At 71.5% G+C, this 24,018-nt stretch carries 23 protein-coding genes; 13 read left to right on the forward strand and 10 right to left on the reverse strand.

Going from position 1 to position 24,018, the window contains the following annotated elements:
• Together AOK16_RS07160 and AOK16_RS07165 are read left to right on the forward strand one after the other, a co-directional pair.
• Positions 1-246 (forward strand): ATP-binding cassette domain-containing protein (locus AOK16_RS07160; protein WP_157859134.1); only part of this gene is annotated, 246 nt, incomplete at its 5' end.
• 74 nt (positions 247-320) lie between these two features.
• Positions 321-740 (forward strand): hypothetical protein, encoded by a 420-nt coding sequence (locus AOK16_RS07165; RefSeq protein ID WP_157859135.1) that lies wholly within the window; start codon positions 321-323, stop codon positions 738-740.
• A gap of 110 nt (positions 741-850) precedes the next feature.
• Here the strand turns inward: AOK16_RS07165 and msrA are convergent, their stop codons facing one another.
• Positions 851-1,516, reverse strand: a complete 666-nt coding sequence (gene msrA, locus AOK16_RS07170) for a peptide-methionine (S)-S-oxide reductase MsrA (protein WP_055471388.1) — start codon at positions 1,514-1,516, stop codon at positions 851-853.
• A gap of 39 nt (positions 1,517-1,555) precedes the next feature.
• Here msrA and AOK16_RS28040 point away from each other — a divergent pair, with 39 nt between their 5' ends.
• A complete protein-coding gene (locus tag AOK16_RS28040; protein ID WP_240483423.1) occupies positions 1,556-1,696 on the forward strand; it encodes a hypothetical protein in 141 nt (46 codons plus the stop codon).
• Here AOK16_RS28040 and AOK16_RS27400 read toward each other — a convergent pair.
• Positions 1,693-2,811 carry a hypothetical protein gene (locus AOK16_RS27400; RefSeq protein ID WP_055471389.1) on the reverse strand — a complete coding sequence of 373 codons (1,119 nt, stop codon included), beginning with the start codon at positions 2,809-2,811 and terminating at the stop codon, positions 1,693-1,695. The two genes, AOK16_RS28040 and AOK16_RS27400, sit on opposite strands and share 4 nt — an antisense overlap.
• A gap of 156 nt (positions 2,812-2,967) precedes the next feature.
• On the opposite strand from AOK16_RS27400, the gene AOK16_RS07180 reads away from it, so the two are divergent.
• Positions 2,968-4,122, forward strand: coding sequence for a cystathionine gamma-synthase (locus AOK16_RS07180; RefSeq protein ID WP_055471390.1), 1,155 nt, complete (start codon positions 2,968-2,970; stop codon positions 4,120-4,122).
• A 93-nt stretch (positions 4,123-4,215) separates the two neighbouring features.
• Here AOK16_RS07180 and AOK16_RS07185 read toward each other — a convergent pair whose 3' ends face one another.
• Together AOK16_RS07185 and AOK16_RS07190 are read right to left on the reverse strand one after the other, a co-directional pair.
• On the reverse strand, positions 4,216-4,467 hold the full coding sequence (locus AOK16_RS07185) for a hypothetical protein (RefSeq protein WP_055471391.1): 252 nt from the start codon (positions 4,465-4,467) through the stop codon (positions 4,216-4,218).
• The gene (locus tag AOK16_RS07190; RefSeq protein ID WP_079101138.1) at positions 4,464-4,994 is read right to left on the reverse strand and encodes a sigma factor-like helix-turn-helix DNA-binding protein; all 531 of its coding nucleotides are present in this window, start codon (positions 4,992-4,994) and stop codon (positions 4,464-4,466) included. The genes AOK16_RS07185 and AOK16_RS07190 overlap by 4 nt, the downstream gene beginning before the upstream one ends.
• 205 nt (positions 4,995-5,199) lie before the next feature.
• Here AOK16_RS07190 and AOK16_RS07195 point away from each other — a divergent pair, with 205 nt between their 5' ends.
• Entirely contained in the window at positions 5,200-6,780 is a 1,581-nt protein-coding gene (locus AOK16_RS07195; protein ID WP_079101135.1) for an SGNH/GDSL hydrolase family protein, read from the forward strand.
• Positions 6,781-6,895: 115 nt separating this feature from the next.
• The gene (locus AOK16_RS07200) at positions 6,896-7,789 is read left to right on the forward strand and encodes a peptidoglycan recognition protein family protein (protein WP_157859136.1); all 894 of its coding nucleotides are present in this window, start codon (positions 6,896-6,898) and stop codon (positions 7,787-7,789) included.
• Between the two features lie 64 nt (positions 7,790-7,853).
• Here AOK16_RS07200 and AOK16_RS07205 read toward each other — a convergent pair whose 3' ends face one another.
• Positions 7,854-8,390, reverse strand: a complete 537-nt coding sequence (locus AOK16_RS07205) for a MarR family winged helix-turn-helix transcriptional regulator (RefSeq protein WP_055471394.1) — start codon at positions 8,388-8,390, stop codon at positions 7,854-7,856.
• Positions 8,391-8,548: 158 nt separating this feature from the next.
• Here AOK16_RS07205 and ilvA point away from each other — a divergent pair, with 158 nt between their 5' ends.
• The 3 genes from ilvA to AOK16_RS07220 all read left to right on the forward strand — a co-directional run bounded on the left by ilvA (position 8,549) and on the right by AOK16_RS07220 (position 11,827).
• The gene (ilvA, locus tag AOK16_RS07210; protein WP_079101136.1) at positions 8,549-9,808 is read left to right on the forward strand and encodes a threonine ammonia-lyase; all 1,260 of its coding nucleotides are present in this window, start codon (positions 8,549-8,551) and stop codon (positions 9,806-9,808) included.
• 178 nt (positions 9,809-9,986) lie between these two features.
• Positions 9,987-10,988 carry an ATP-binding cassette domain-containing protein gene (locus AOK16_RS07215; protein WP_055471395.1) on the forward strand — a complete coding sequence of 334 codons (1,002 nt, stop codon included), beginning with the start codon at positions 9,987-9,989 and terminating at the stop codon, positions 10,986-10,988.
• Positions 10,985-11,827, forward strand: a complete 843-nt coding sequence (locus tag AOK16_RS07220) for an ABC transporter permease (protein ID WP_055471396.1) — start codon at positions 10,985-10,987, stop codon at positions 11,825-11,827. Before AOK16_RS07215 ends, AOK16_RS07220 begins: the two co-directional genes overlap by 4 nt.
• A gap of 80 nt (positions 11,828-11,907) precedes the next feature.
• Here AOK16_RS07220 and greA read toward each other — a convergent pair whose 3' ends face one another.
• Positions 11,908-12,405 carry a transcription elongation factor GreA gene (gene greA / locus AOK16_RS07225; RefSeq protein WP_055471397.1) on the reverse strand — a complete coding sequence of 166 codons (498 nt, stop codon included), beginning with the start codon at positions 12,403-12,405 and terminating at the stop codon, positions 11,908-11,910.
• Between the two features lie 143 nt (positions 12,406-12,548).
• Positions 12,549-12,971: a DUF4307 domain-containing protein gene (locus AOK16_RS07230; RefSeq protein WP_055471398.1), complete on the reverse strand. Its 423-nt coding sequence runs from the start codon at positions 12,969-12,971 to the stop codon at positions 12,549-12,551.
• A 160-nt stretch (positions 12,972-13,131) separates the two neighbouring features.
• Here AOK16_RS07230 and mca point away from each other — a divergent pair, with 160 nt between their 5' ends.
• Both mca and AOK16_RS07240 read left to right on the forward strand, forming a co-directional pair.
• Positions 13,132-13,983 (forward strand): mycothiol conjugate amidase Mca, encoded by an 852-nt coding sequence (mca, locus tag AOK16_RS07235; RefSeq protein WP_055471405.1) that lies wholly within the window; start codon positions 13,132-13,134, stop codon positions 13,981-13,983.
• Positions 13,984-13,987: 4 nt separating this feature from the next.
• Positions 13,988-14,194 (forward strand): hypothetical protein, encoded by a 207-nt coding sequence (locus tag AOK16_RS07240; protein WP_055471399.1) that lies wholly within the window; start codon positions 13,988-13,990, stop codon positions 14,192-14,194.
• Between the two features lie 65 nt (positions 14,195-14,259).
• Here the strand turns inward: AOK16_RS07240 and AOK16_RS07245 are convergent, their stop codons facing one another.
• Positions 14,260-17,553: a tetratricopeptide repeat protein gene (locus AOK16_RS07245; RefSeq protein WP_055471400.1), complete on the reverse strand. Its 3,294-nt coding sequence runs from the start codon at positions 17,551-17,553 to the stop codon at positions 14,260-14,262.
• Positions 17,554-17,688: 135 nt separating this feature from the next.
• Between AOK16_RS07245 and AOK16_RS07250 the strand changes: the two genes are divergently transcribed.
• Positions 17,689-19,920: a thioredoxin domain-containing protein gene (locus tag AOK16_RS07250; RefSeq protein WP_055471401.1), complete on the forward strand. Its 2,232-nt coding sequence runs from the start codon at positions 17,689-17,691 to the stop codon at positions 19,918-19,920.
• 209 nt (positions 19,921-20,129) lie between these two features.
• Here the strand turns inward: AOK16_RS07250 and AOK16_RS07255 are convergent, their stop codons facing one another.
• Together AOK16_RS07255 and trhA are read right to left on the reverse strand one after the other, a co-directional pair.
• Positions 20,130-20,795: a TetR/AcrR family transcriptional regulator gene (locus AOK16_RS07255; protein ID WP_107098290.1), complete on the reverse strand. Its 666-nt coding sequence runs from the start codon at positions 20,793-20,795 to the stop codon at positions 20,130-20,132.
• Positions 20,796-21,065: 270 nt separating this feature from the next.
• Entirely contained in the window at positions 21,066-21,800 is a 735-nt protein-coding gene (gene trhA / locus AOK16_RS07260; RefSeq protein WP_079101137.1) for a PAQR family membrane homeostasis protein TrhA, read from the reverse strand.
• 262 nt (positions 21,801-22,062) lie between these two features.
• Between trhA and AOK16_RS07265 the strand changes: the two genes are divergently transcribed.
• Positions 22,063-23,895, forward strand: coding sequence for a phosphoenolpyruvate carboxykinase (GTP) (locus AOK16_RS07265; protein WP_055471403.1), 1,833 nt, complete (start codon positions 22,063-22,065; stop codon positions 23,893-23,895).
• Positions 23,896-24,018: the final 123 nt, after the last annotated feature.

Below are 24,018 nucleotides of genomic sequence, written 5' to 3' on the forward strand. Positions count from 1 at the left end.
CAGCAGCGCGTGGCCATCGCGCGGGCGCTGGTGAAGCAGCCGAAGGTGCTGCTGGCCGACGAGCCGACCGGCAACCTCGACGAGTCGATGCGCGACGACATCGTCGACCTGCTGGAAGGGCTGTGGAAGGAGCACGGCCTGACCTTCGTCATGGTCACCCACGACAGCGCGATCGCCCGCCGCGCCCCGCGCCTGGCGACCATCAAAAAGGGCCGAGTGACGATCACGGACCGCTCGGCGGCCTGACGCCGGGGTTGCCGGTGGGAGGTGGCGGGTGTGCTCTGGTGGTGGAGGGACTTCGCGGCCGAGAGGAGCACGCCATGTCCACTTCCGCTCACCCCGCACTGCCCGGGCGCGCGCGCCACCGCCGCCCCAAGGAGCACCGGGTCGGTGCCCTCAGGGGCATGTCCGTGGGCATCCCGCTGACGCTGGGCATCGCCTACGGCCTGTACGCGGCCTGGCTGTCCAGCAACAACGGCGAGTCCAACACCTTCATCACCATCGTCGCGCTCGTGGGCGGCGCGGCCGTCGCGGCACTCTGCTTCCTGCTGGGCAAGGCCCAGCGGCGGCTGAAACGCGAGCAGCGCGCGGCCGCGTATGCGGTGCTCTTCGGCGGCGCGATGGGCTACCTGCAGAGCCTGAGCGGGGAGACATGGCTGAAGGCGGGATTCCTCGGGCTCTTCATGGGCCTAGGCATGGCCATCGTGGTCTTCTACCTCCGCTACACACACGAGAGTTGAGCACCACACGGGACCTGAGTGGCACGAGACTCTTGGAACTCACGAGACTCTCGGAAGAGCGGCACGAGACCCACGGGACTCGAGCCCAGGAGGCGGGGCGCCGCCCACGCTCACCCCCCGGCCGGCGCGACACCGATGGGGCAGGACTGGCCCGTGCCGCCGATGCCGCAGTAGCCGTTGGGGTTCTTGTCCAGGTACTGCTGGTGGTACGGCTCCGCCGGGTAGAACGGGCGGCCCTCCGCCGGGAGGATCTCCGTGGTGATCGACCCGTGGCCCGCCTTCGTCAGCACCGGCTGGAACGCCTCGCGCGAGGCCTCGGCGGCGGCCGCCTGCTCCGGGGAGTGGGTGTGGATCGCCGAGCGGTACTGCGTCCCCACGTCGTTGCCCTGGCGGAATCCCTGCGTGGGGTCGTGCGCCTCCCAGAAGACCTTGAGCAGCTGCGGGTACGAGACGACGGCCGGGTCGAAGACCACGCGCACCGCCTCGGTGTGCCCGGTCAGACCGCTGCACACCTCCTCGTATGCCGGGTTCGGGGTGTGCCCGCCCTGGTAGCCGACCAGCGTCGTCCAGACCCCGGGGGTCTGCCAGAACTTCCGCTCGGCGCCCCAGAAGCAGCCCAGCCCGAAGTCGGCGACCTCCAGCCCCTCGGGGTAGGGGCCCAGGAGCGGATTGCCCAGCACCGTATGGCGATCCGGCACGGCGAACTCGGGGGTCTCGCGCCCGCGCAGCGCCTCCTCGGGGGTGGGCAGCCGGGTCTCGCGGCGGTTCAGGGACATCGGGCGACTCCTCGCATCGTGCATCCGAACAGGGAACGTGTGAGCCGGTCCGGGAATTCCTGGCTCGGCTGGCTCGGCTGGCTCGGCTGGCTCGGCTGGCTCGGCTGGCTCGGCTGGCTCGGCTGGCTCGGCTGGCTCGGCTGGCTCGGCTGGCTCGGCTGGCTCGGCTGGCTGGGCTAGCGCGGCATGGTGGCCGGGGTGCCGCCCGCGCGCTCCCAGCCCGCGACCGCCTGCGCCCGGTACGCCGCGTACACGCCCACCGGGTCCGGCTCGTAGGACCACGGCACCGCGCCCACGTGCCCGTCGACATGGCCCAGCTGCTCCATCGCCTCGGCGTAGCGCTCGGCTCGTACGAGGAACCAGACCAGCAGGTGGCGCACGTGCGGGAGCACGGGGTGGTCGGCTGGGACCGAGCGGGCCGCGAAGAGCGCGCCCTGGACGGCCCGGCCCACCACCTCGCTCTCGTACAGGCCGCGGACGACGTTCACCTCCGGCAGGTGCTCGAAGACCGCGAACAGCGGCAGGGCCGGCAGCAGGGACTTCTCCTGGGCCTGGGCCGAGCCCGCCGCGCCCTGAGCGAAGGCGTCTGCCTTCTCCTTCGAGCCGTGCCACTTCTCGCACCAGTAGTGCAGCGCCGCCAGGTGCGCGCCCATGTGCTGCGGCGCCCGGGAGGTGACCTTGGCCCACAGCTCCTCGAAGTCGGCCTCCCGATAGGCGAGCCCGCGTGCCACGGCCAGTTCGACGATGTACGGCGTGGGGTCGCCCGGGGCCAGGAGCGTGGCGCCTGCGCACACCGTCCGGGCCTCCTCCAGGATGATCCGGTACTCATCCGAGCCCGGCCCCGCCGAGGACTGCCACGCCTGCCGCACCAGGAACTCGGCGTGCACGACCGCGCCGCCCGCGTCCTTCGGCGCCTCCGCGCGCCAGGTCCGCAGCCAGCGGCCGCCGTCGCCCGGCGCCTCCGCCGACTCGGCTGCCGCCGCGCCCGCCAGCGTCTGGACCCGCTGCCAGCGCAGCTCCCAGGCGCCGGCGCCCGTCGTGGTGGCCAGCAGTTGGGCCGCCGGGCGCCAGTCCTGCGTGCGCCGTATGTCCTCCAGGGCCTCCGCCAGCTCCGGGTCGGGCCCCGGCAGGCGCACGTCCAGGCGGTCCGGTGGCGCGAAGCCGTACTGCCCGGGGTCGATGGCGGAGCCGTGGCCGCGCTGCGCCGCCCGGCCACCGCGCATGCGCCGCAGCACGGGCACGACCACCAGGCCGCCGATCATGGTGAGGGCGAGCAGAATGAGCAGTGTCTCCATGGTGTCCAGTGTCCCGTGTCGAGTGGCGGTCGGATGCCGCGCCGGATTCCGCCGCCGGATCCCGGGCCGCAGCCGGCCGCGTGCCGGTTGCCCTTCGTCTCTAGTACACCGGAGCGAGCCCCGGGGTTCCGTCCTCGCGGGGGCTACTCTCGGTCCATGAGCGACCAGCACGCGCATCAGGGGTTCGAGACCCGCGCCATCCACGCCGGCCAGGAGGCGGACCCGCTCACCGGGGCCGTCGTACCGCCGATCTACCAGGTGTCCACGTACAAGCAGGACGGTGTCGGCGGCCTGCGCGGCGGCTACGAGTACAGCCGCTCGGCCAACCCGACCCGCACCGCGCTGGAGCAGAACCTCGCCGCCCTCGAAGGCGGCCGGCGCGGGCTGGCCTTCGCCTCCGGCCTCGCCGCCGAGGACTGCCTGCTGCGCGCGCTGCTCGTGCCCGGCGACCACGTCGTCATCCCCAACGACGCCTACGGCGGCACCTTCCGGCTGTTCGCGAAGGTCGCCGAGCGCTGGGGCGTGCGGTGGTCGGTCGCCGACACCTCCGACGCCGCGGCCGTACGGGCGGCGCTCACCCCCGAAACCAAGATCATTTGGGTGGAGACGCCCAGCAACCCGCTTCTCGGCATCACCGACATCGCGGCGGTCGCCGACGCGGCGCGCGGCGCCGGGGCGCGGCTCGTGGTCGACAACACCTTCGCCAGCCCTTACCTCCAGCAGCCGCTCGCGCTCGGCGCGGACATCGTCGTGCACTCCACGACCAAGTACGTCGGCGGGCACTCCGACGTCGTCGGCGGCGCCCTCGTGGTCGGCGACGACGCGCTCGGCGACGAACTCGCCTTCCACCAGAACGCGATGGGCGCCGTCGCCGGCCCCTTCGACGCCTGGCTGACCCTGCGCGGCATCAAGACCCTCGCCGTCCGGATGGACCGGCACAGCGCCAACGCCGCGCGCGTGGCCGAACTCCTCACCGCCCACCCCAAGGTGAACCGCGTCTACTACCCGGGCCTGCCCGGGCATCCGGGCCACGAGACCGCCGCCAAGCAGATGCGGTCCTTCGGCGGCATGGTCTCCTTCCGCGTCGCGGGCGGCGAGCAGGCGGCCGTCGAAGTCTGCGACCAGGCCCGGCTCTTCACGCTCGGCGAGTCCCTGGGCGGCGTCGAGTCGCTGATCGAGCACCCCGGCCGGATGACCCACGCCTCGGTCGCGGGCTCCGCCCTGGAGGTGCCCGCCGACCTGGTGCGGTTGTCGGTCGGCATCGAGGCGGTCGACGACCTGCTCGCCGACCTGGCCCAGGCCCTGGGCTGACCCGGGCCCCGCTACGAGGACGGCCCCGGCTGCTCGACGGCCGGGGCCGTCACCAGCTACGCCGGGGATGTCGCCACCTCCCCGCCGGGGCCGTCACCAACCCTCCAGCGGCGGTGTGGTGCCGGCGGGCGGTACGTCCCACGGCCGGGTCGCCGCGGCCCACACCGAGAAGGCCGCCGCGGCGGCGACGAGCAGCGCCCACCCCGCGGCCCGCAGGACATGGCGCCGGGCCAGGATCCGCTGCCCCCGCTCGGCCGCTCGCGCCGCCAGATCCGGCGGTACGAGTGGGTGCGGCCCGTCCAGCATCCTGCGGACCTCGTCCTGCCCGCGGTCGCGAAGACTCATGGCGCCCTCACCGCGTGCCCCTCGCCCTCCTCTGAGGAGCGCCTCTCACCGGTGGGGCGCCCGGCGTCCGCGGGATGCGCCTCACCGGATACCGAGGGCGGCGCGGGGGGCCGGCTGCGCAGCGTGGACGTGGCGCGCAGGCAGATCGCGCGGATCCGCTCGGCGGGGAGCCCGAGTTGGGCCGCGGCCTGCTCCTCGGCCACGCCCTCGTAGAACCGGAGCACGACCACCAGGCGCTCCTGCGGCGTGAGCCGCGCGAGCGCCCCTCCGCGCGGGTGCCGCCGCCACATGGTGCGGGCGAAGCGGGTGGCGAGCTCCTGGCGTGTGCGGTCGTACGGATCCTCGCCGTGGAGGCGGTCCCACGCCGCGAACGTACGGGCCAGGGCTGCGGTCAACAGCCGTTCCGCCGCCGCGGGGTCACCGGTCAGCAGTGTGGCGGCATGCAGAAGCCGGCCTGCCGCGCCCGCGACGAACGCCTCGAACTCCCGGGCGCGGCGGCACTGTTGTGCTGCCCGCCGCTCTCGCACCGCGCCTCCCCGCTCCATGGGACGGCAGTGGCGCTCGGAGGTCAAGGCTCCTGCGGCGAATGGCGAACGGTGCGCGGCCCAAAGTGGATTCCACCTGTCTATCTATGAAGTGGGAGGTGGCCAATTTTCCGCTTCTGTCGCGAAGGGATCCGCGTAGCCTCTCAGGGGTATTGAGATTCCCTCGTACTCAGGAAACAAGGACTCCATGCGCCTCAGCCGATCACTGACATTTCTGGCCACCGCGGCCGTCGGTGGCCTTCTGGTCTCCGCTTCCCCTGCCTCCGCCGCCACTTGGGAGGAAAATCCACTGGAGATCGCGTATGCCGCGCTGGGGGACTCCTATTCGTCAGGCGTGGGAGCCGGCTCCTACGATCCCGGCAGCGGGGCCTGCAAGCGCAGCGAGAGCGCTTATCCGTCGCTGTGGGCACAAGCAAACGGCGCTTCGGACTTCCAGTTCGCCGCCTGCAGTGGTGCCACGACAGAGGACGTGCTCAAGAACCAACTCGCCGCGCTGAGCGAGAATACCGACCTCGTGAGCATCGGAATCGGCGGCAATGACGCCGGCGCCATCGATGCGGTTGCCGCCTGCTTCGCCGGCACGCATGAGCAGTGCGAGGAAGTGGTGAAGAAGTCGGAGGAGTACGTCACCGACGCATTGCCGAAACAGCTGAAGAAGGTCTACGACGAGATCGGGGAGCGCGCGCCGGGCGCTGACATCGTGGCCGTGGGATACCCCTATCTGTTCACCGGTGACGGTCCGGGGCCAGAGTCGGCGACGGGGCAGCGCATGAGCCCGGAGAACCAGCGGCTCGTCAACGCGGCAACCGGCCTTCTCAACAAGGTCATTCAAGAAACGGCAGAAGACGAGGGCCACTACTTCGCCGACGTACAGAAAGCGTTCGACGGCCACGCGAGCAACTCGCAGGAGCCGTGGATCCATCGCCCCACCCTGCCTCCCGAGCAGTCCTTCCACCCCAATAGCCAGGGCCAGAGGCTCGGCTACCTCCCCTCCTTCAGCGCGGTTGTCGACGACATACGGAACGGCGAGGAGGACGAGGACAACTACGGCCCCGACATGACGCTCTCCAAGATGCCGGCCAAGGTCGAGATCGGTGGGGACTGGACGACCCTGAAGCTCCGTGTCGAAAACAATTCGGACAAGGTCCTCGGCCGGTGGGCGCCGGGACTGGTGTACGGGGCGCAGTTCCCCGATGGTGGCGAGCCGATAGAGCCGGAGTGCGACAAGTCCGAAGTGGAGTTCCGCGAGGGTCAGGGAGCCTGGCGGAAGTCGGAGATAAATGCCGGGTATTTCAACTGTGCTGCAGAGCCCGGTGGGTACGGGATCACGATCCAGCCCGGCGAGAGCGTCGACTACACGTTCCGCGTGAAGTTCAACGAGGGTACGCCGGCCGGTGACTGGTGGATCTACGGTCTGGGGGCGTCGCACACCGATGGCAACGCACTCTCGGTCACTGAGGATCAGTTCTTCAAGACGGTTGCCCGAGCCGGCGACCCCACCACTGCTCCCACGACGCCTCCCATGACTCCGCCCACCACTGTTCCCACGGACAAGCCCGACGTGGTGGCCCCTCCCGTAAGCGCCGACCCGACGCCCGGCGCCACACCGCCGGCCACCGCCAAGCCGACCGCCGCCCCGGCCTCGCCCGGTAAGAACGACTCCCTCGCCTCGACCGGTTCAAGCGGCTGGAAGTTGCCCCTGATGGTCGGCCTCGGCCTTTTCGCCGGGGGTGGCGCCCTCATCTGGGCAGTCCGCAGGAAGCTCTAGGCGCTCCCGACACCACTTCAGGCACTCACAACACCATGGGGTGAAGGGCTTCGGGACGCCGAAGCCCTTCATCGCTCGCCGGTACATGTCCCCTATCGAGAGAAACGAGTTCACCATGTCCGAAGAGCAGGGTGCTGAGCGCGGGCGCCGTAACTTTCTGGGTAAGACCGTGCTCGGCGGAACAGCCGCGCTGGCCCTGGGCGCGGTCGCCCTTCCCAAGGCGGGTGCGTCGGAGGCGCCGCGCAAAGCGCTTCAGCCGGGCGACGTGCACATACCTGGACCCACCAGGATGACCCAGGACGAGGCGGCCGCCGGTGACGACGGGCCCCGGGTCCACACCCGTGAGGAGTGGCGAGCTCTGGCGCCCACCAGCGTCGTGGCGCCGGAGCCGTTCACGCCCGGGCTGATCGTGATCCACCACATGGCCAACCAGAACGTCACCGACGATTCGCAGGAATGGGCCTTTGAGATGCAGCGGAGGTGCCAGCACTCCCACATGAACGGCAACGGCTGGCGGGACATCGGCCAGCAGCTGACGATCAGCCGCGGCGGCCACCTCATGGAGGGGCGGGACGGTTCCCTTCAGGCCATCAAGGGCGGCAAGCACGTCGTCGGCGCGCACACGGCCAACTGGAACACGGCGACCATCGGCATCGAGAACGAGGGCACCTATACGAGCGCGCTGCCGACGGACGCGCAGTGGGACAAGCTCGTCGAGACCTGTGCGTGGCTGTGCAAGGAGTACGGCCTCGCGCCGATGACCGCGATCGTGGCGCATCGGGACCTCAACCAGCCCTACCGGCCCGGCTCCACCCTGTGCCCGGGCAACGCCTTCTACAAGAAGATGCCCCAGCTGCGGGCCGATGTGGCCACGAGGATGGGCCTGCCCGTGGGGAACGGCTCGCCCAACCACGTGGAGGAGAACATCAGCCTCACCGCCGCCGAGCAGAAGCGCCTCGGCAAGGACGACCACGGGTCCGCGGTCGGCGACCGGGACCCGAAGCCGTAGCTCGGCCGGCACGCCGCCGGGGCCCGCACACAAAGGGCCCCGGCGGCGCGCCGTCGAGGCTCGTCTAGGCCGGGGACGTCCCCTGGGCCGGGGGAGCGGGTGCCGCCATGCGGGCGGAGAGCGCCTCGTTGAAGCGGGTGAGCAGCGTGCAGAACGTCTGCCGCTCCTCCTCGGCCCAGTCCTCCGTCAGCAGCTCCATCAGCTGCCGCCGCGAGGAGCGCACCTCCTCCAGGCGGGCCTTGCCGCGCGGGGACAGCTGGAGCACCACGGCCCGCCCGTCCTCCGGGTGGGAGGTGCGCTTGACCAGGCCGGTGTCGACGAGCGGTGCGACCTGCCGCGTCACGGTCGAGGAGTCGATGCCCATGCCGGCCGCGAGCGCCTTGACGCCCATCGGCCCCTCCTTGTCCAGGCGGTTGAGCAGCAGATACGCGGCACGGTCCATCGAGTTGCGGACCTGGCCCACGCCGCCCAGTCGGGTCTGCTCGGCACGTCGGGCGAAAAGGGCCACTTGGTGTTGCAGTGCGTCGAGTAGTCCGCTGTCTGAAAGTGCATCCCGGCCGGAGGCTGGAGGAGCGGTCGTCACATCCGGAGTGGTGGGCATGGCCTGGGCTCACTTCGTGGGAACGGGCTGTGTTGCGCACAGAGTACGCGGCCGGAGCCATCACTCGTACGGGTCAGTGAAAATACTGTGAAGCCCAGGCCACGTCTGCCTTCCCGGCGCCGCGCGCCGTGCCGGACGGGAGCTGCGAGACTTGGCCCATGGCTGAAAACGATGGGCCGGTCGACCCCACCTCCGCCGCCCCTACGCCGGACCTGACCGAGATCACCATCGACGAGGTCCGCGCGGCGCACAAGCTCCTCTCCGGGGTTGCCCGGATGACGGCCATGGAGGGCAGCAGGCACCTGAGCCAGCTGGTGGGCACTCCGGTACACCTCAAGTGCGAGAACCTCCAGCGGACCGGTTCCTTCAAGGTGCGCGGCGCGTACGTGCGGATCGCGGGCCTGGGCCCGGGGCAGCGCGCGGCCGGCGTGGTCGCGGCCAGTGCGGGCAACCACGCGCAGGGAGTCGCCCTCGCGGCCTCGCTGCTGGGCGTCCGCTCGACCGTCTTCATGCCCTCGGGCGCGCCCCTCCCGAAGGTCGCGGCCACCCGGGAGTACGGCGCCGAGGTGCGGCTGCACGGCCAGGTCGTGGACGAGACGCTGCGCGCGGCCCAGGAGTACGCGCGCGAGACCGGCGCCGTCTTCATCCACCCCTTCGACCACCGGGACGTGGTGGCCGGGCAGGGCACGGTGGGCCTGGAGATCCTGGAGCAGTGCCCCGAGGTCAGGACGATCGTCGTCGGCATCGGCGGCGGCGGTCTGGCGGCGGGGATCGCCGTGGCGGTCAAGGCACTGCGACCGGATGTGAGGGTGGTCGGTGTGCAGGCGGAGGGCGCGGCGGCGTACCCGCCCTCGCTGGCGGCCGGGCGGCCGGTGGTGCTGGAGTCGATGGCGACGATGGCCGACGGCATCAAGGTCGGGCGGCCGGGCGAGGTGCCCTTCAAAATCATCGGCGACCTCGTGGACGAGGTCCGTACGGTCTCCGAGGACGAGCTCTCCAGTGCGCTGCTGCTGTGCCTGGAACGGGCGAAGCTCGTGGTGGAGCCGGCCGGGGCCAGCTCGGTGGCGGCGCTGCTGTCTCGGCCGGGCACCTTCGAAGGGCCGGTCGTGGCGGTGCTGTCCGGCGGCAACGTGGACCCGCTGCTGATGCAGCGGGTGCTGCGGCACGGCATGGCGGCCGCCGGGCGCTATCTGTCGCTGCGGCTGCGGCTGACGGACCGTCCAGGGGCGCTCGCGACGCTTCTCGGGGTGTTGTCAGTGGTCGACGCTAACGTCCTTGACGTGAGCCACGTACGGACCGATCCGCGGCTCGGACTCACGGAGGCGGAGGTGGAGTTGCACCTGGAGACGAAGGGACCCGAGCACTGCGCCGAGCTGGAGGCGGCCCTGCGGGAGGCGGGCTACACGATCATCACGTAGGCAAACGGCCATCACGGAGGTGCGTGCGGCCCGTGCGGGGCGGACTCCGTCGCGTAGGGCGGACTCCACCGAAAAGTATCGCGACATATCGCGTCTGCGGTATGGTTGGCGGCCCGGTCACGGCTTGATCCGGCTTCAGTTCACGACAAACCACCCCATGACAACTGGGAGAACATTCATGCCAGGCGCCATTTACGCCGAGGGTCTCGTGAAGACCTTCGGCGATGTGAGGGCTCTGGACGGCGTCGACCTGGACGTGCCCGAGGGCACCGTGCTGGGACTGCTGGGCCCGAACGGCGCCGGCAAGACCACCGCGGTACGGGTGCTGACGACGCTGCTCCAGCCCGACAGCGGCAGGGCGGTCGTCGCCGGCCTCGACGTGGTCAGGCAGCCGAACGACGTCCGCAGAGCCATAGGCCTGTCCGGCCAGTTCGCGGCCGTCGACGAGTACCTCACCGGCCGCGAGAACCTCCAAATGGTCGGCCAGCTCTACCAGATGAGCGCCCGCGACGCGAAAGCGCGCGCGCAGCAGCTGCTGGAGCGCTTCAACCTCGCCGACGCGGCCGACCGCACCGCCAAGACCTACTCCGGCGGCATGCGACGCCGGCTCGACCTGGCCGCCGCGCTGGTCGTCAGCCCGCCCGTGATGTTCATGGACGAGCCGACCACCGGCCTCGACCCACGGAACCGGCAGGCGCTGTGGGAGGTCATCGAGGAGCTCGTCGCGGGCGGCACGACCCTGCTGCTCACCACGCAGTACCTGGAGGAGGCCGACCGCCTTGCGCACGACATCTGCGTCATCGACCACGGCAAGGTCATCGCGCGCGGCACCTCCGACCAGCTCAAGGCCCAGACCGGCGGCGAGCGCGTCGAGGTCGTCGTGCACGACGCCGCCCACCTGACGGGCGCCACCGAGATCGTGCGCGGCTTCGGCAAGGGCGAGGCCAGCGTCGAGACCCACACCCGCAAGATCACCGTGCCGGTCGCAGGCGGTGCCAAGCTGCTCGCCGAGGTCATCCGCGAACTCGACACCCGGGGCATCGAGATCGACGACATCGGGCTGCGCCGCCCGACCCTGGACGACGTCTTCATCTCCCTGACCGGGCACGCGGCCGAAACCGAGAACGAGGCCGCAAACGAGACCGCGAACGAGGCGGAGCGGAAGGAGAACGCCAAGTGACCGCCGTGACCACCGCCATCAAGCCCCGCGGCGCGCTGAGCCAGTCCGTACGGGACTCGCTGATCGTGGCCAAGCGCAACCTGATCCGGATGGCGCGCATCCCCGAGGTCGTGATCTTCGGGCTGATTCAGCCGATCATGTTCGTGGTGCTGTTCAGCTACGTGTTCGGTGGCTCGATCAGCGTCGGCGGCAACCTCAGCCCCGACGTCTACCGCGAGTTCCTGATGGCGGGCATCTTCGCGCAGACCGTCACGTTCGCCACGGCGGGCGCCGGCGCGGGCATCGCCGAGGACATGCACAAGGGCCTCATCGACCGCTTCCGGTCGCTGCCGATGGCCCGCGGCGCGGTCCTCACCGGCCGTACGCTCGCCGACCTCGTGCAGACCACGCTGACCGTCATCGTGCTGGCGATCGTCGCGGTGATCGTCGGCTGGCGGGTCCACGAGGGCATCCCCAAGATGCTGGCCGGCTTCGGGCTGCTGCTCCTGCTCGGTTACGCCTTCTCCTGGATCGGCGCGCTGATCGGCCTGACCGTGCGGACCCCCGAGGCGGCCACCTCCGGTGGCCTGATCTGGCTGTTCCCGCTGACGTTCATCTCCAACGCGTTCGTCCCGTCCAACAACATGCCGACCGTCCTGCGCCACATCGCCGAGTGGAACCCGTTCAGCGCCACCGTGCAGGCCTGTCGCGAGCTCTTCGGCAACCTGCCGCCGAACTACCCGGTGCCGGACGCCTGGCCGATGCAGCACCCGGTGCTGGCCTCGGTCATCTGGTCGGTGCTGATCATCGCGTTCTTCCGGACGCTGTCGGTGCGCAAGTACCGCTCCGCGGCCGCCTGATGAGGGCCTGACCGGACAGCGGCAACACGAACGAGCCCCCGCCCGTCACGGGCGGGGGCTCGTTCGTGTTCGCGGGGGCGTCAGCCCTGGTACGGCTTGGCGTCGAGGATGCGCACCGAGGCCGTGCGGCCGTTCGGCAGTTCGTAGTCGGCGTCCTGGCCCACCTTCTTGTCCAGGACACCGCGACCCAGGGGCGACTGCGGCGAGTAGGTCTCGATGTCGGCGCTCGCGTACTCGCGGGAGGCCAGCAGGAAGGTCAGGGTGTCGTCGGGGTCGCCGCCGAAGGCGATGGTCACGACCATGCCGGGCGCCACCACACCGGTGTCCGCGGGAGCCTCGCCGACCTTGGCCGACTGCAGCAGCTGCGTCAGCTGGCGGACCCGGAGCTCCTGCTTGCCCTGCTCCTCCTTGGCGGCGTGGTACCCGCCGTTCTCCCGCAGGTCACCCTCCTCCCGGGCCGCCTCGATCTTCTTGGCGATCTCGGTGCGTGCGGGACCCGACAGGTACTCCAGCTCGGCCTTGAGCTGGTCGTACGCCTCCTGGGTGAGCCAGGTGACGTTCTCGCTGGTCTGGGTCACAGGTGCTCCTCGTCGGTACTGGGGAATACAAAGCAACGCCCTACCCGGAGCATTGCGCCATGACGGGTGGGCGAAACCACGAGCCTAACAATTACGGCGGGAAAGGGGGAGGAGGAAAACCGCTAAAAGTGCATATGTGCAGGTCAGCGGCTTGGTCGGCTCGCGCCCGCTGCCTTGCAGCCGATCAGTTCCACGGCCGTCGCCCGCCGCGTCGTACGGACCGTCCCGACCTCGTCGATCCGGCTCTCGCGCCGGTCGAAGCGGAGGTCCTTCCAGCCGACCTCGCTGCCGTCCTCGGCCTGGGCGCGCAACGTGCACACTCCGGGGGTGTCCGCGTCCTTGCGGACCTCGAGGTGCACCTCGACCGCGGCGTCCGAAACCACCTTGAACTTGATCAGCTCACCGCTGACCTGCTGGCCCGCGACGTAGTGGTACCCCGACCAGCCGACCACCGCCAGCAGCCCGGCCCCCAGCACGGCTCCGACGACCTTCAGACCGCGGTCCGCGCGGGCGTCGGCGGAGCGCCCGTAGCGCGCGGCCACCCGCTCCTCGCCCGTGGCGGTCATGGTCGTTCCTCCCGCGGTGCGGGCGGTGGAATTTACCGGCCCTCGTTTGGGTCACTATAGAAGGCGCCTTCTCCGGCCGGAGAAGCGGGCCGCACCCCATACCGACCTGTATCGAGGACTTGAGGATCGAGTCTTGACCGAGACCGAGCAACTGCGATTGATGGCTGTCCACGCCCACCCCGACGACGAGTCGAGCAAGGGCGCGGCCACCATGGCCAAGTACGTGTCCGAGGGGGTGGACGTGCTGGTCGCCACCTGCACCGGTGGGGAACGCGGCTCCATCCTCAACCCCAAGTTGCAGGGTGACCCGTACATCGAGGAGCACATCCACGAGGTGCGCGCCAAGGAGATGGACGAGGCGCGCCAGATCCTGGGCGTCAAGCAGTCCTGGCTGGGCTTCGTGGATTCCGGGCTGCCCGAGGGCGACCCGCTGCCGCCGCTGCCCGAGGGGTGCTTCGCCCTCCAGGACGTGGACGAGGCCGCGGGCGCGCTGGTGAAGCTGATCCGCGAGTTCCGGCCGCACGTGATCACCACGTACGACGAGAACGGCGGCTACCCGCACCCCGACCACATCATGACCCACAAGATCTCGATGGTGGCCTTCGAGGCCGCCGGAGACCCGGCGAAGTACCCGGAGGCGGGCGAGCCCTGGCAGCCGCTGAAGCTCTACTACAACCAGGGCTTCAACCGGCCGCGCACCGTCGCCCTCCACGAGGCGCTGCTCTCGCGCGGCATGGAGTCGCCTTACGGGGAGTGGCTGGAGCGGTGGAAGGAGTTCGAGCGGGTCGAGCGGACGCTGACCACGCACGTGCCCTGCGCCGAGTTCTTCCCCGTCCGGGACAAGGCGCTGATCGCGCACGCCACGCAGATCGATCCCGACGGCGGCTGGTTCCGGGTGCCGATGGAGATCCAGCAGAAGGTCTGGCCGACGGAGGAGTACGAGCTCGCGAAGTCGCTCGTCGACACCTCCCTCCCCGAGGACGACCTCTTCACGGGCATCCGGGAGAATTGAGCCCATGACGCTTCCGACCACCCACCTCGCCGTGACGCAGCTCGTCCCGCTCGCCAAGGAGCTGGACGAGAACAAGGTGACGCCCGGCATCCTCGGTTTCATCGTCTTCGCGCTGCTCGGCGGGGCCGTGTGGATGCTCATGAAGAGCATGAACAAGCAGTTCAAGAAGATCGACTTCGAAGAGGTCCCGGTCGACGCGAAGCGCGACTGAGGGCGGCCGGTCCCCGCGAGCGGCGGGCTGCCTCGGCAGCCCGCCGCCGTCAGGTTTCCCGGACCTCACTGGGGCGACTTGCCCAGTGAGACGCCCATGACCTCTCTGGAGTGGCGGCCTGGGACCATGCCCAGGGCCCAGGCCTGCCAGCCGGTCTCCGGTTCGACACCGCGCTCGAGTACCAGCGCGTACGCCTCCGCGCAGCCCTCCAGCTTTCGGTCGCGCGCGGGGTGCGGCTCCCGCAGGAGCCGGGCCAGCTCCTCCTGGGCCACCGCGGTGCCGACCACCGAGCCGCCCGCCGAGGCGAACGGCAGCAGCGTGCAGCGCAGGAACCGCGCCCAGTCCCCGCCGCGCCGGTCGCCGTAGGAGGCGAAGAGGCGGCCCGCCTCGTCGCACAGCTCCAGCGCCTGCGCCGAGCGGCCGTTCCCCGCGTCGATCACGGCCAGCTCCAGACACGACCAGGCCTCGCCGTGGGCCACCCCGACCCGGTGGAAGTCCAGCCGGGCGTCCTGGAGCAGCTGGCGGGCGAACCCGCTGTTGCGCAGCGAACCGGTGCGGGCCGCCCGCTGGTCGCGGGTGACGCGCGCCGAGTGGTGGCGGGCGCAGGCCAGCCCGTACACGTCCCGCATGCGGCTGAACATCGTGCGGGACCGCTCCAACTCCCTTACCGACGCGTCGTGTTCGGCCTGCTCCTCAAGGGCCTGGCCCAGGTAGTAGCGCGTCCAGGCCTCGCCGCGCGCGTCCTCGTTGTCGCGGTGGCGCGAGAGGGCCTGGCGCAGCTGGTCGGCCGCGGCGCCCGGGTCGCCGTCCACCAGCCGGGCCCGGGCCAGCTGCGTCAGCGCCCAGGCCTCGCCGCGGCCGTCCCGGGTGCTCGCGTAGCGGTCCAGGGCCAGGCGCAGCTCCCGCTCCGCCTCCGGGACCTCGCCCGTGCGCAGATACACCTGGCCGAGCTGGAAGTGCGCCCACGCCTGGCCGTGCACGCTCTCGCTGCCCCGGTGCAACTCCAGCGCCGTGCGCAGCAGTTCCATCGCCTCGGACAGCTGGGCCCGGTCGCGCTCGACGGCGGCCAGCGCGTGCAGGGTCCAGGCCCGGTCGCCGTCCAGCTCCGGCCCGGCCTGCATGTCCAGTGCCCGCCGGAGCTTCCCGGCGGCCTCCGGGAGGTTGCCCTGGTGGTGCAGAGTGATGCCGAGATCGCGCAGCGCCCGGGCCGCGCCCGCAGGATGCTGCGCCTCCACGTAGAGGTCCACCACCGACGACAGGGTGGTGCGGGCCCGGTCCAGCTCGCCGAGCTGGCGGGCCGCGACGCCGGTGCGCCACTGCACGGAGCGCGCCAGCAGGCCTCGGTCGGCTGCCTTGGTCAGCTCGCTCAACTCGCCCAGCCGGTACAGGTCTCCGCGCAGCAGGCAGTAGTCGCACAGCGCGCCCAGCAGGTGCAGCACCACCGACTGGTCCACTTCCTCGGTGTGGCGCAGCTCGGCGGTGATGAAGCTCGACTCGTCGTCCAGCCAGCGCAGCGCGGCGTCCAGGGTGGTGAAGCCGTGCGGGCCGACGGCGCCCTCCTGGGAGGTGCGGTCTGCGCGGGTCGAGGTGTTGCCGTCGACCAGCCGGATCACCGAGTCCGCCAGCTCCGCGTAGCTGCGGATCAGCCGCTCCTGGGCGGCCGAGCGCTCGCCCGCCTCCTCCTGATCCAGCAGCCGGGCCTGCGCGAAGCCGCGCACCAGGTCGTGCAGCCGGTAGCGGCTGCCGCGGACGTGCTCGATCAGCCCCGCCCTGGCCAGGGCGGTCAACTGGCGCTCCGCCTCCTGCTCGTCGGTGGCCAGCAGGGCGGCAGCCGCTGCCGTGCCCAGGCTGGCGCGGCCCGCCAGCGGCAGTCTGCGCAGCAGTCGGCGCGCGCCGTCCGGCTGGTCGGCGTACCGCAGCCGCAGTGCCCGCTCCACCGGTTCCATCGGGCCGTACGCCGCGAGGTCGGCCACCAGACCGCCCGGCGTACGGGCGCCCAGCGAGGACCCGGCCACGCGCAGCGCCAGCGGCAGCCCGCCGCACAGCTCGCGTATCCGGTCGCCCGACTCTAGGTCGTACGGGCCCGTCGACTGCTCCGCCACCGCGTTCAGCAGCTCCTCGGCCGCGGCCGCCTCCAGGGGCTCGACCGCCAACTGGTGGACCCGGGCCGGGAGTTCCGGTGGCAGATCGAGCGGTTCGCGGGAGGTGACCAGCAGCAGGCTGTCGGAGCGCTCCGGCAGCAGCACCCGCACCTGCTCCGGGTCCGAGGCACCGTCCAGGACGACCGTGACCGGCAGGCCCGTCACATGCTGGTGGTAGAGCTCGCTGAGCCGCTTGACCTGCTGCTCGGGGGAGGAGCGCTCGCGGAACAGCAGCTGCTCGCGGGGAGCGCCGAGCCGGTTCAGCAGATGCAGCAGCGCGTCCCGGACCGGCAGCGGTGGCTCGCCCGGGCTGTCTCCGCGCAGATCCACCACGCACGCCCCGCGGAACTGGTCCCGCAGATGATGCGCGGCCCGCACGGCCAGCGTGGTGCGCCCGGAGCCCGGGGCGCCGTGCAGCACCACTACCGTCGGCTTCGTCTCGGTGCTCGCCCGGGAGGCGTGCACCCACTGCGCTATCCGCAGCAGCTGGGCCCGCCGCCCCACGAACGGGCCGTCCTCCTCCGGCAGATGGCCGAAGGACTGCTGGAGCACCGTCCGCTGCCGGGCCGCCTCGCTCCGCTCGTCGCCCGCCCGCGCCCCGCGACCCACGGGGGCGCTCGAGCCGCCCTGGCGGGCCGACGGCACCCCTGGCGCCACGCTGCCGCGGCGCGTGGCGGCGGCCAGCATCCGCTGCTGGTCGAGGAACGGCCGGATGCCTCGCACCTCCAGCGCCGTCAGCCACTCCAGTCTCAACTGCTCGGCGCCGCCCGGCTGGTTCCGCAGCCCGGCGCGGCGGTGCGCCGAGGGCCAGTGCCCCGCCGTGAGCTTGAGCAGCGCGGTCACCAGACCCACCACGGCCACCACGGCGGCCACACCCAGAGCGGTGCCCGCCGGCGTCCCGTACCCGAGGTCCGCGGTGAAGGCGGCGACCGCGGCCGCTACCGCCACCAGGGCGGGTGTGCCCAGCGCCTGGCGGGAGAGCCGCTGGCCCAGGGGTGGGTGCGCGGCGGCCGATTCGTCCAGCGCGCGCACGTACGCGCCGTACTCCTCGGCGGCCGACGCCGCCAGTTCGTCCAGCGCCTCTCTCGCCCGCCCCGTGAGCAGCGTCCCGTCCGTGCGCCCGCCGGAGCGGCGCACTTCCTCTTCCACGGCGCGCGCCAACAGCCGCTCCGCTTCCGTCCGATGACCCTCCCGCAGGACGGACAGTGAGCCCGGCATCCCGCTTCCCCCTCCACCAGCGATCGTCTCGTCGTACGCAGAAGTCTTCCCCCTCTTCGCCGATTCCGGCAGGCCTGTGGAAAACCCGCCTGTGGACAACTCGGGGAAGACCGTCGGGTGAGACAGGATGGGAACATGCCGAACCGACTGGCGCACGAGACGTCCCCCTACCTCCTCCAGCACGCCGACAACCCTGTCGACTGGTGGCCCTGGGCGCCGGACGCGTTCGCCGAGGCGCGCCGGCGCGACGTGCCCGTGCTGCTGAGCGTCGGCTACTCCTCCTGCCACTGGTGCCACGTCATGGCGCACGAGTCCTTTGAGGACGGTGACACCGCCGCGTACATGAACGGGCACTTCGTGTCCGTGAAGGTGGACCGGGAGGAGCGGCCCGACGTGGACGCGGTCTACATGGAGGCCGTGCAGGCGGCGACCGGGCAGGGAGGCTGGCCCATGACCGTCTTCCTGACCCCCGACGCCGAGCCGTTCTATTTCGGTACCTACTTCCCGCCCAGCCCGCGCCACGGCATGCCGTCCTTCCGGCAGGTCCTGGAGGGCGTGGCGGCCGCGTGGGACGACCGTCGCGAGGAGGTCGGGGACGTCGCCGGGCGGATCGTGCGCGAGTTGTCCTCCCGCTCCGACTCCCTGACCGCGGCCGGGACTTCACCGCCCTCCGAGGCCGAGCTGCACGCGGCGCTGCTCGCCCTGACCCGTGAATACGACGCCTCGCGCGGTGGTTTCGGCGGTGCGCCGAAGTTCCCGCCGTCCATGGCCCTGGAGTTCCTGCTGCGCCATCACGCCCGCACCGGCTCCGAGGGCGCCCTGCAGATGGCGCTGGACACCTGCGAGGCGATGGCCCGCGGCGGCATCTACGACCAGCTCGGCGGCGGCTTCGCCCGCTACTCGGTGGACCGGGACTGGAAAGTTCCGCACTTCGAGAAGATGCTCTACGACAACGCGCTGCTCTGCCGGGTGTACGCGCATCTGTGGCGGGCCACGGGCTCCGACCTGGCGCGGCGGGTGGCGCTGGAGACCGCCGACTTCATGGTGCGTGAGCTGCGCACGGAGGAAGGCGGGTTCGCCTCGGCGCTCGACGCCGACAGCCCCGCGTTCGAGGGCGCGGATGCCACTACGGGCAAGCGTGTTGAGAGTGCGGACGCTGCCATGGGTACGTACGTCGAGGGCGCGGGCGCTGCCACAGGTACGTACGTCGAGGGTGCCTACTACGTCTGGACGCCCGAGCAGCTGCGTACGGTTCTCGGTGAGGAGGACGCCCGGCTCGCTGCCGGGTACTTCGGCGTCACGGAGGAGGGCACCTTCGAGAAGGGGGCCTCCGTGCTCCAACTCCCGGGCGAGGAAAAGGGGAGCGGCAGCGCGGAGCGTTTCGTTGGAAGGGCGGTGGTGGGAGACGGGCGGGCCGACGCGGCCCGCATCGAGTCGATCCGGCAGCGGCTGCTGGCCGCGCGCGAGGAGCGGCCGCGGCCCGGCCGCGACGACAAGGTCGTCACCGCGTGGAACGGCCTGGCCGTCGCGGCGCTCGCCGAGACCGGGGCCTACTTCGACCGGCCCGACCTGGTCGACGCCGCGCTGGACGCCGCCGACCTGATCGTCCGCGTCCACATGGACCCCGCGGGCCGCCTCTCCCGCACCTCGCGCGACGGTGCCGCGGGCGCCAACTTCGGTGTCCTGGAAGACTACGCGGACACGGCTGAAGGCTTCCTCGCTCTGTCCGCGGTCACCGGCGAGGGTGTGTGGGTTGAGTTCGCCGGGCTGCTGCTGGACACCGTGCTCCGCCACTTCACCGGAGGGGGCAAGACCGGAGGAGACAAGGGGGAGGGCGGCCCGGGGAACGGGGCGCTGTACGACACCCCCGACGACGGCGAGGCGCTGATCCGGCGGCCCCAGGACCCGACCGACAACGCAGCCCCGTCCGGCTGGACGGCGGCCGCCGGGGCGCTCCTGTCCTACGCCGCCTGCACCGGCAGCTCCCGCCACCGGGAGGCGGCCGAGCGGGCGTTGGGCGTGGTCAGGGCGCTCGGGCCGCGCGCCCCGCGGTTCATCGGCTGGGGTCTGGCGGTCGCCGAGGCGCTGCTGGACGGGCCGCGCGAAGTGGCCGTGGTGGGCCCCGCCGCCGACCCGGCCACCGCCGCACTGCACCGCACGGCGCTGCTGGGTACGGCCCCCGGCGCGGTCGTCGTGCTCGGCGAGCCGGGCGCCGGGGCCGAGGACGTACCGCTGCTGCGCGACCGGCTGCTGCTGAACGGCCGCCCCGCCGCGTACGTGTGCCGGAACTTCACCTGCGACGCGCCGACGGCCGAGCCGTCCGTGCTCGCCGGGAAGGTCGGGAAGGCCGCTGGCACCGGGGCCTGAGCTGAGAGGCGGGAGCCTGTGCCGAGGGACGAGGCCTGAGTTGGGGCACGGGCTTGAGCCAGGGCACCGGTGCCTGAGTTGAGGGGGGAGAGGGAGCCCTGAGCCGGGGCGCGGGCCTGAGCTGAAGGGCGAGCCTGAGCTGAAGGGCGAGCCTGAGCCGGGGAGTGGGGTCTGCCCCGGCGCCGGGGCCTGGGCTGCGGCGCGAGGTCTTAGTCGAGGGGCAGTCCGGGTTGGAGGGGGAGGCCGGTGGCGAGGGTGTCGACGGTGCGGTCCAGGATGTCCACCAGGTCCTTGGCCGCTCCGCGCTCGGCCCAGTAGAGCAGCGCCTCCTCGAAAGCGTTGAGGACGACCGTGACGAACAGCCGCATTTCGAGGTCGTCCGCGGAACGGCCGGTGCGCTCGGCCAGCACGTCGGCGAGCATGCGCCCGGTCGCCGCGTTGCTCTCGGACATCCGGGCGCGGATGGCCGGGACCTCCGAGACCAACCGGGCCCGCAGCAGCGTCTCCTCCCGCTCGTGGGCTGCGGCCTCCCGCAGGGTGCCGATCATGACGTGCCGGATGGACTCGAGCGCGGGCTCCCCGGCCGGGCGGTTCCGTAGCAGCTCCCCGATCATCGGGTCGTACTCGTCGGTGAGGACGAGGTCTTCCTTGGTGGGGAAGTAGCGGAAGACCGTGCTGGGGGAGACCTCCGCGGCCTCGGCGATCCGCTCGATCGGGGTGGCGCCGTAGCCCCGCTCGGTGAAGAGGCGGTAGGCGGCGTGCCGGATCGCCTGCCGGGTCTTGATCTTCTTCCGTTCGCGCAGGCCGAGTCTGGGCCCGGCGGGTCCGGTCGGCCCGGTGGTGGTGGAGGTACGTGCGGGTGCCATGGGTGTCATTCTCGGGCACCGGCACCGGCACCGGCACCGGCACCGGCGTCAGCGCCGGCATCGGCATCGGCATCAGCGGCACCAGCGCCGGTATTGGCATCGGCACCGGCATCAACGCCAACACCGGCATCATCGCTGGCACCGGCATCAGTGCCGGTATCGCATCGGCACCGCCCAGGCCGCGGCCGCCTCTCCCCGCACGCGGGGAGCGGCCGCCTCTCCCGCACGCGGGGCCGTCGGGCGCGCACGCGGCGGCGAGGGCGTCAAGCGGCCGACGGCTCACCCGTGCTGGTAGGCGACCAGGGAGATGCCGACGTAGTGCACGGCGAAGGCGGCCAGTGTGAGGGAGTGGAAGACCTCGTGGAAGCCGAACCAGCGCGGTGAGGGGTTGGGGCGCTTGATCCCGTAGATCACGCCGCCCGCGCTGTAGAGCAGCCCGCCGACGATCACGAGGACGAGCACCGCGATGCCGCCCGCCCGCAGGAAGTCGGGCAGAAAGAAGACCGCGGCCCAGCCCATGGCGATGTAGCAGGGGGTGTAGAGCCAGCGCGGGGCGCCGACCCAGAAGACCCGGAACGCTATCCCGGCGATCGCCGCGCCCCAGACCGCCCAGAGGAGTGCCTGCCCGCGGCCGCCCGGGATGAGGAGCATGGTCAGCGGGGTGTAGGTGCCCGCGATGATCAGGAAGATGTTGGCGTGGTCCAGTCGCCGCAGGACCGCCGTGGCCCGCGGGCTCCAGTTGCCGCGGTGGTAGAGCGCGCTGACGCCGAAGAGCAGGCAGGCGGTCAGGGTGTAGATGGCGCAGGCGATCCGGCCGCGGGTGGAGTCGGCCAGTGCGGTCAGGAAGATGCCCGAGATCAGCGCGGCCGGGAACATGCCCGCGTGGAGCCAGCCGCGCAGCCGTGGTTTGACCGGGGTCGGCAGGTGGAGTGGGCGTGCGCCGACGGGGGACTCGGCGATGGTGCTGTCGTCGGACGCGGCGTCGGGAACGGCGTCGGGCGCGGCGGCATTCATGTGCGCAATGCTACCTACGCAACCGTAAGTTACGTACCGGTACCAAGTGGTGATGGTCACCAGGACCACCTCTGGACAAGTCCGCTCCGGGGCCTGAGGATCAAATGAGTGCGGTCGGCACCGGATGAGCGGTCACGAAGCATCCGGGTCGCGGCCCCCACGGGGCGACTACCTCAAAGGCGGGCATCGGGGACAGCGATGTCCGTTCACCCTCAACATCTGACGCCGGGGGCGTGCGACCCCGGTGCGGAACGGAGCGATCGTGGCGCGCAGCAATGCGGCTCCCAGCAGCCTCACCAACCACCGGGAACTGATCTCCTGGGTCGACGAGATCGCCGACATCACTCAGCCGGACAGCGTGGTCTGGTGCGATGGCTCGGAAGCGGAGTACGAGCGCCTGTGTGCGGAGCTCGTGGCCAAGGGCACCTTCAAGAAGCTCGACCCCATCAAGCGCCCCGACTCGTACTACGCGGCCTCCGACCCCACCGATGTGGCCCGGGTCGAGGACCGCACCTTCATCTGCTCCGAGAAGGAGGAGGACGCGGGGCCCACGAACCACTGGAAGGATCCGCGCGAGATGCGCGAGATCTTCACCGGGGACGAGGGCGTCTTCCGGGGTTCGATGCGCGGCCGGACGATGTACGTCGTGCCGTTCTGCATGGGCCCGCTCGGCTCCCCGCTGTCGGCCATCGGCGTCGAGCTCACCGACTCCGCGTACGTCGCCACGGCGATGCGGGTCATGACGCGCATGGGGCAGGCGGTGCTCGACGAGCTGGGCGAGGACGGCTTCTTCGTCAAGGCCGTGCACACCCTCGGCGCTCCGCTGGAGCCGGGCCAGGCCGATGTGCCGTGGCCCTGCAACACCACCAAGTACATCTCGCACTTCCCCGAGACCCGTGAGATCTGGTCGTACGGCTCGGGCTACGGCGGCAACGCGCTGCTCGGCAAGAAGTGCTACGCGCTGCGCATCGCGTCGGTGATGGCGCGCGACGAGGGCTGGCTCGCCGAGCACATGCTGATCCTCAAGCTGACGCCTCCGCAGGGAGACGCGAAGTACGTAGCCGCCGCGTTCCCGTCCGCGTGCGGCAAGACCAACCTCGCGATGCTCGAACCGACGCTGTCCGGCTGGACCGTGGAGACCGTCGGCGACGACATCGCGTGGATGCGGTTCGGCGAGGACGGCCGGCTCTACGCGATCAACCCCGAGGCCGGCTTCTTCGGCGTCGCGCCCGGCACCGGCGAGCACACCAACGCCAACGCGATGAAGACCCTGTGGGGCAACGCGGTCTTCACCAACGTCGCGCTGACCGACGACGGCGACGTGTGGTGGGAGGGCATGACCAAGGAGCTGCCCGCGCACCTCACCGACTGGAAGGGCAACGACTGGACGCCGGAGAGCGGGACGCCGGCCGCCCACCCCAACGCCCGGTTCACCGTCCCCGCCGCCCAGTGCCCGATCATCGCGCCCGAGTGGGAGGACCCCAAGGGAGTGCCGATCTCGGCGATCCTCTTCGGCGGGCGGCGCGCCTCGGCCGTACCGCTGGTGACGGAGTCCTTCAGCTGGCAGCACGGCGTCTTCCTCGGCGCCAACGTCGCCAGCGAGAAGACCGCCGCCGCCGAGGGCAAGGTCGGCGAGCTGCGCCGCGACCCGTTCGCCATGCTGCCGTTCTGCGGCTACAACATGGGCGACTACATGGGCCACTGGCTCAAGGTCGGCCAGGCGGCGGAGGCCCGCGGGGACGGCGAGAAGCTCCCGAAGATCTACTACGTGAACTGGTTCCGCAAGGACGCGGACGGCCGGTTCGTGTGGCCGGGGTTCGGCGAGAACGGGCGCGTGCTGAAGTGGATCGTCGAGCGCCTCGCGGGGCGGGCCGAGGGCGTCGAGACGCCGATCGGCGTGCTGCCGGCGAAGGGGGCGCTCGACACCGAAGGGCTCGAACTGTCCGACGCGGACCTGGAGTTCCTGCTCACCGTCGACAAGGACGTGTGGCGCGAGGAAGCGTCGCTGGTGCCCGAGCACCTCAACACCTTCGGCGACCGCACGCCGAAGGAGCTGTGGGACGAGTACCGGGCGCTCGTGCAGCGACTCGGGTAGGACGAGGGCCGGCCGCGCGGCGGCGCGCGGCCGGCTCAGGCGGTGGCCGTACGCGGTGGTCTTGTGCGGCGGCCTACGCGATGGCCTTACGCCGTGGTCCTGTGCGTGACGCCGAGCTCGGCG

Source organism: Streptomyces pathocidini (assembly GCF_001418495.1).
Lineage (GTDB): Bacteria > Actinomycetota > Actinomycetes > Streptomycetales > Streptomycetaceae > Streptomyces > Streptomyces pathocidini.

What these genes read in the sequence shown, in the direction of transcription:
- AOK16_RS07165 (WP_157859135.1), top strand. Translation starts at nt 321, where the DNA reads ATGTCCACTTCCGCTCACCCCGCACTGCCCGGGCGCGCGCGCCACCGC.
- msrA (WP_055471388.1), bottom strand. Translation starts at nt 1,516, where the DNA reads ATGTCCCTGAACCGCCGCGAGACCCGGCTGCCCACCCCCGAGGAGGCG.
- AOK16_RS27400 (WP_055471389.1), bottom strand. Translation starts at nt 2,811, where the DNA reads ATGGAGACACTGCTCATTCTGCTCGCCCTCACCATGATCGGCGGCCTG.
- AOK16_RS07180 (WP_055471390.1), top strand. Translation starts at nt 2,968, where the DNA reads ATGAGCGACCAGCACGCGCATCAGGGGTTCGAGACCCGCGCCATCCAC.
- AOK16_RS07185 (WP_055471391.1), bottom strand. Translation starts at nt 4,467, where the DNA reads ATGAGTCTTCGCGACCGCGGGCAGGACGAGGTCCGCAGGATGCTGGAC.
- AOK16_RS07195 (WP_079101135.1), top strand. Translation starts at nt 5,200, where the DNA reads ATGCGCCTCAGCCGATCACTGACATTTCTGGCCACCGCGGCCGTCGGT.
- AOK16_RS07200 (WP_157859136.1), top strand. Translation starts at nt 6,896, where the DNA reads ATGTCCGAAGAGCAGGGTGCTGAGCGCGGGCGCCGTAACTTTCTGGGT.
- AOK16_RS07205 (WP_055471394.1), bottom strand. Translation starts at nt 8,390, where the DNA reads ATGCCCACCACTCCGGATGTGACGACCGCTCCTCCAGCCTCCGGCCGG.
- ilvA (WP_079101136.1), top strand. Translation starts at nt 8,549, where the DNA reads ATGGCTGAAAACGATGGGCCGGTCGACCCCACCTCCGCCGCCCCTACG.
- AOK16_RS07215 (WP_055471395.1), top strand. Translation starts at nt 9,987, where the DNA reads ATGCCAGGCGCCATTTACGCCGAGGGTCTCGTGAAGACCTTCGGCGAT.
- AOK16_RS07230 (WP_055471398.1), bottom strand. Translation starts at nt 12,971, where the DNA reads ATGACCGCCACGGGCGAGGAGCGGGTGGCCGCGCGCTACGGGCGCTCC.
- mca (WP_055471405.1), top strand. Translation starts at nt 13,132, where the DNA reads ATGGCTGTCCACGCCCACCCCGACGACGAGTCGAGCAAGGGCGCGGCC.
- AOK16_RS07240 (WP_055471399.1), top strand. Translation starts at nt 13,988, where the DNA reads ATGACGCTTCCGACCACCCACCTCGCCGTGACGCAGCTCGTCCCGCTC.
- AOK16_RS07245 (WP_055471400.1), bottom strand. Translation starts at nt 17,553, where the DNA reads ATGCCGGGCTCACTGTCCGTCCTGCGGGAGGGTCATCGGACGGAAGCG.
- AOK16_RS07250 (WP_055471401.1), top strand. Translation starts at nt 17,689, where the DNA reads ATGCCGAACCGACTGGCGCACGAGACGTCCCCCTACCTCCTCCAGCAC.
- AOK16_RS07255 (WP_107098290.1), bottom strand. Translation starts at nt 20,795, where the DNA reads ATGACACCCATGGCACCCGCACGTACCTCCACCACCACCGGGCCGACC.
- trhA (WP_079101137.1), bottom strand. Translation starts at nt 21,800, where the DNA reads ATGAATGCCGCCGCGCCCGACGCCGTTCCCGACGCCGCGTCCGACGAC.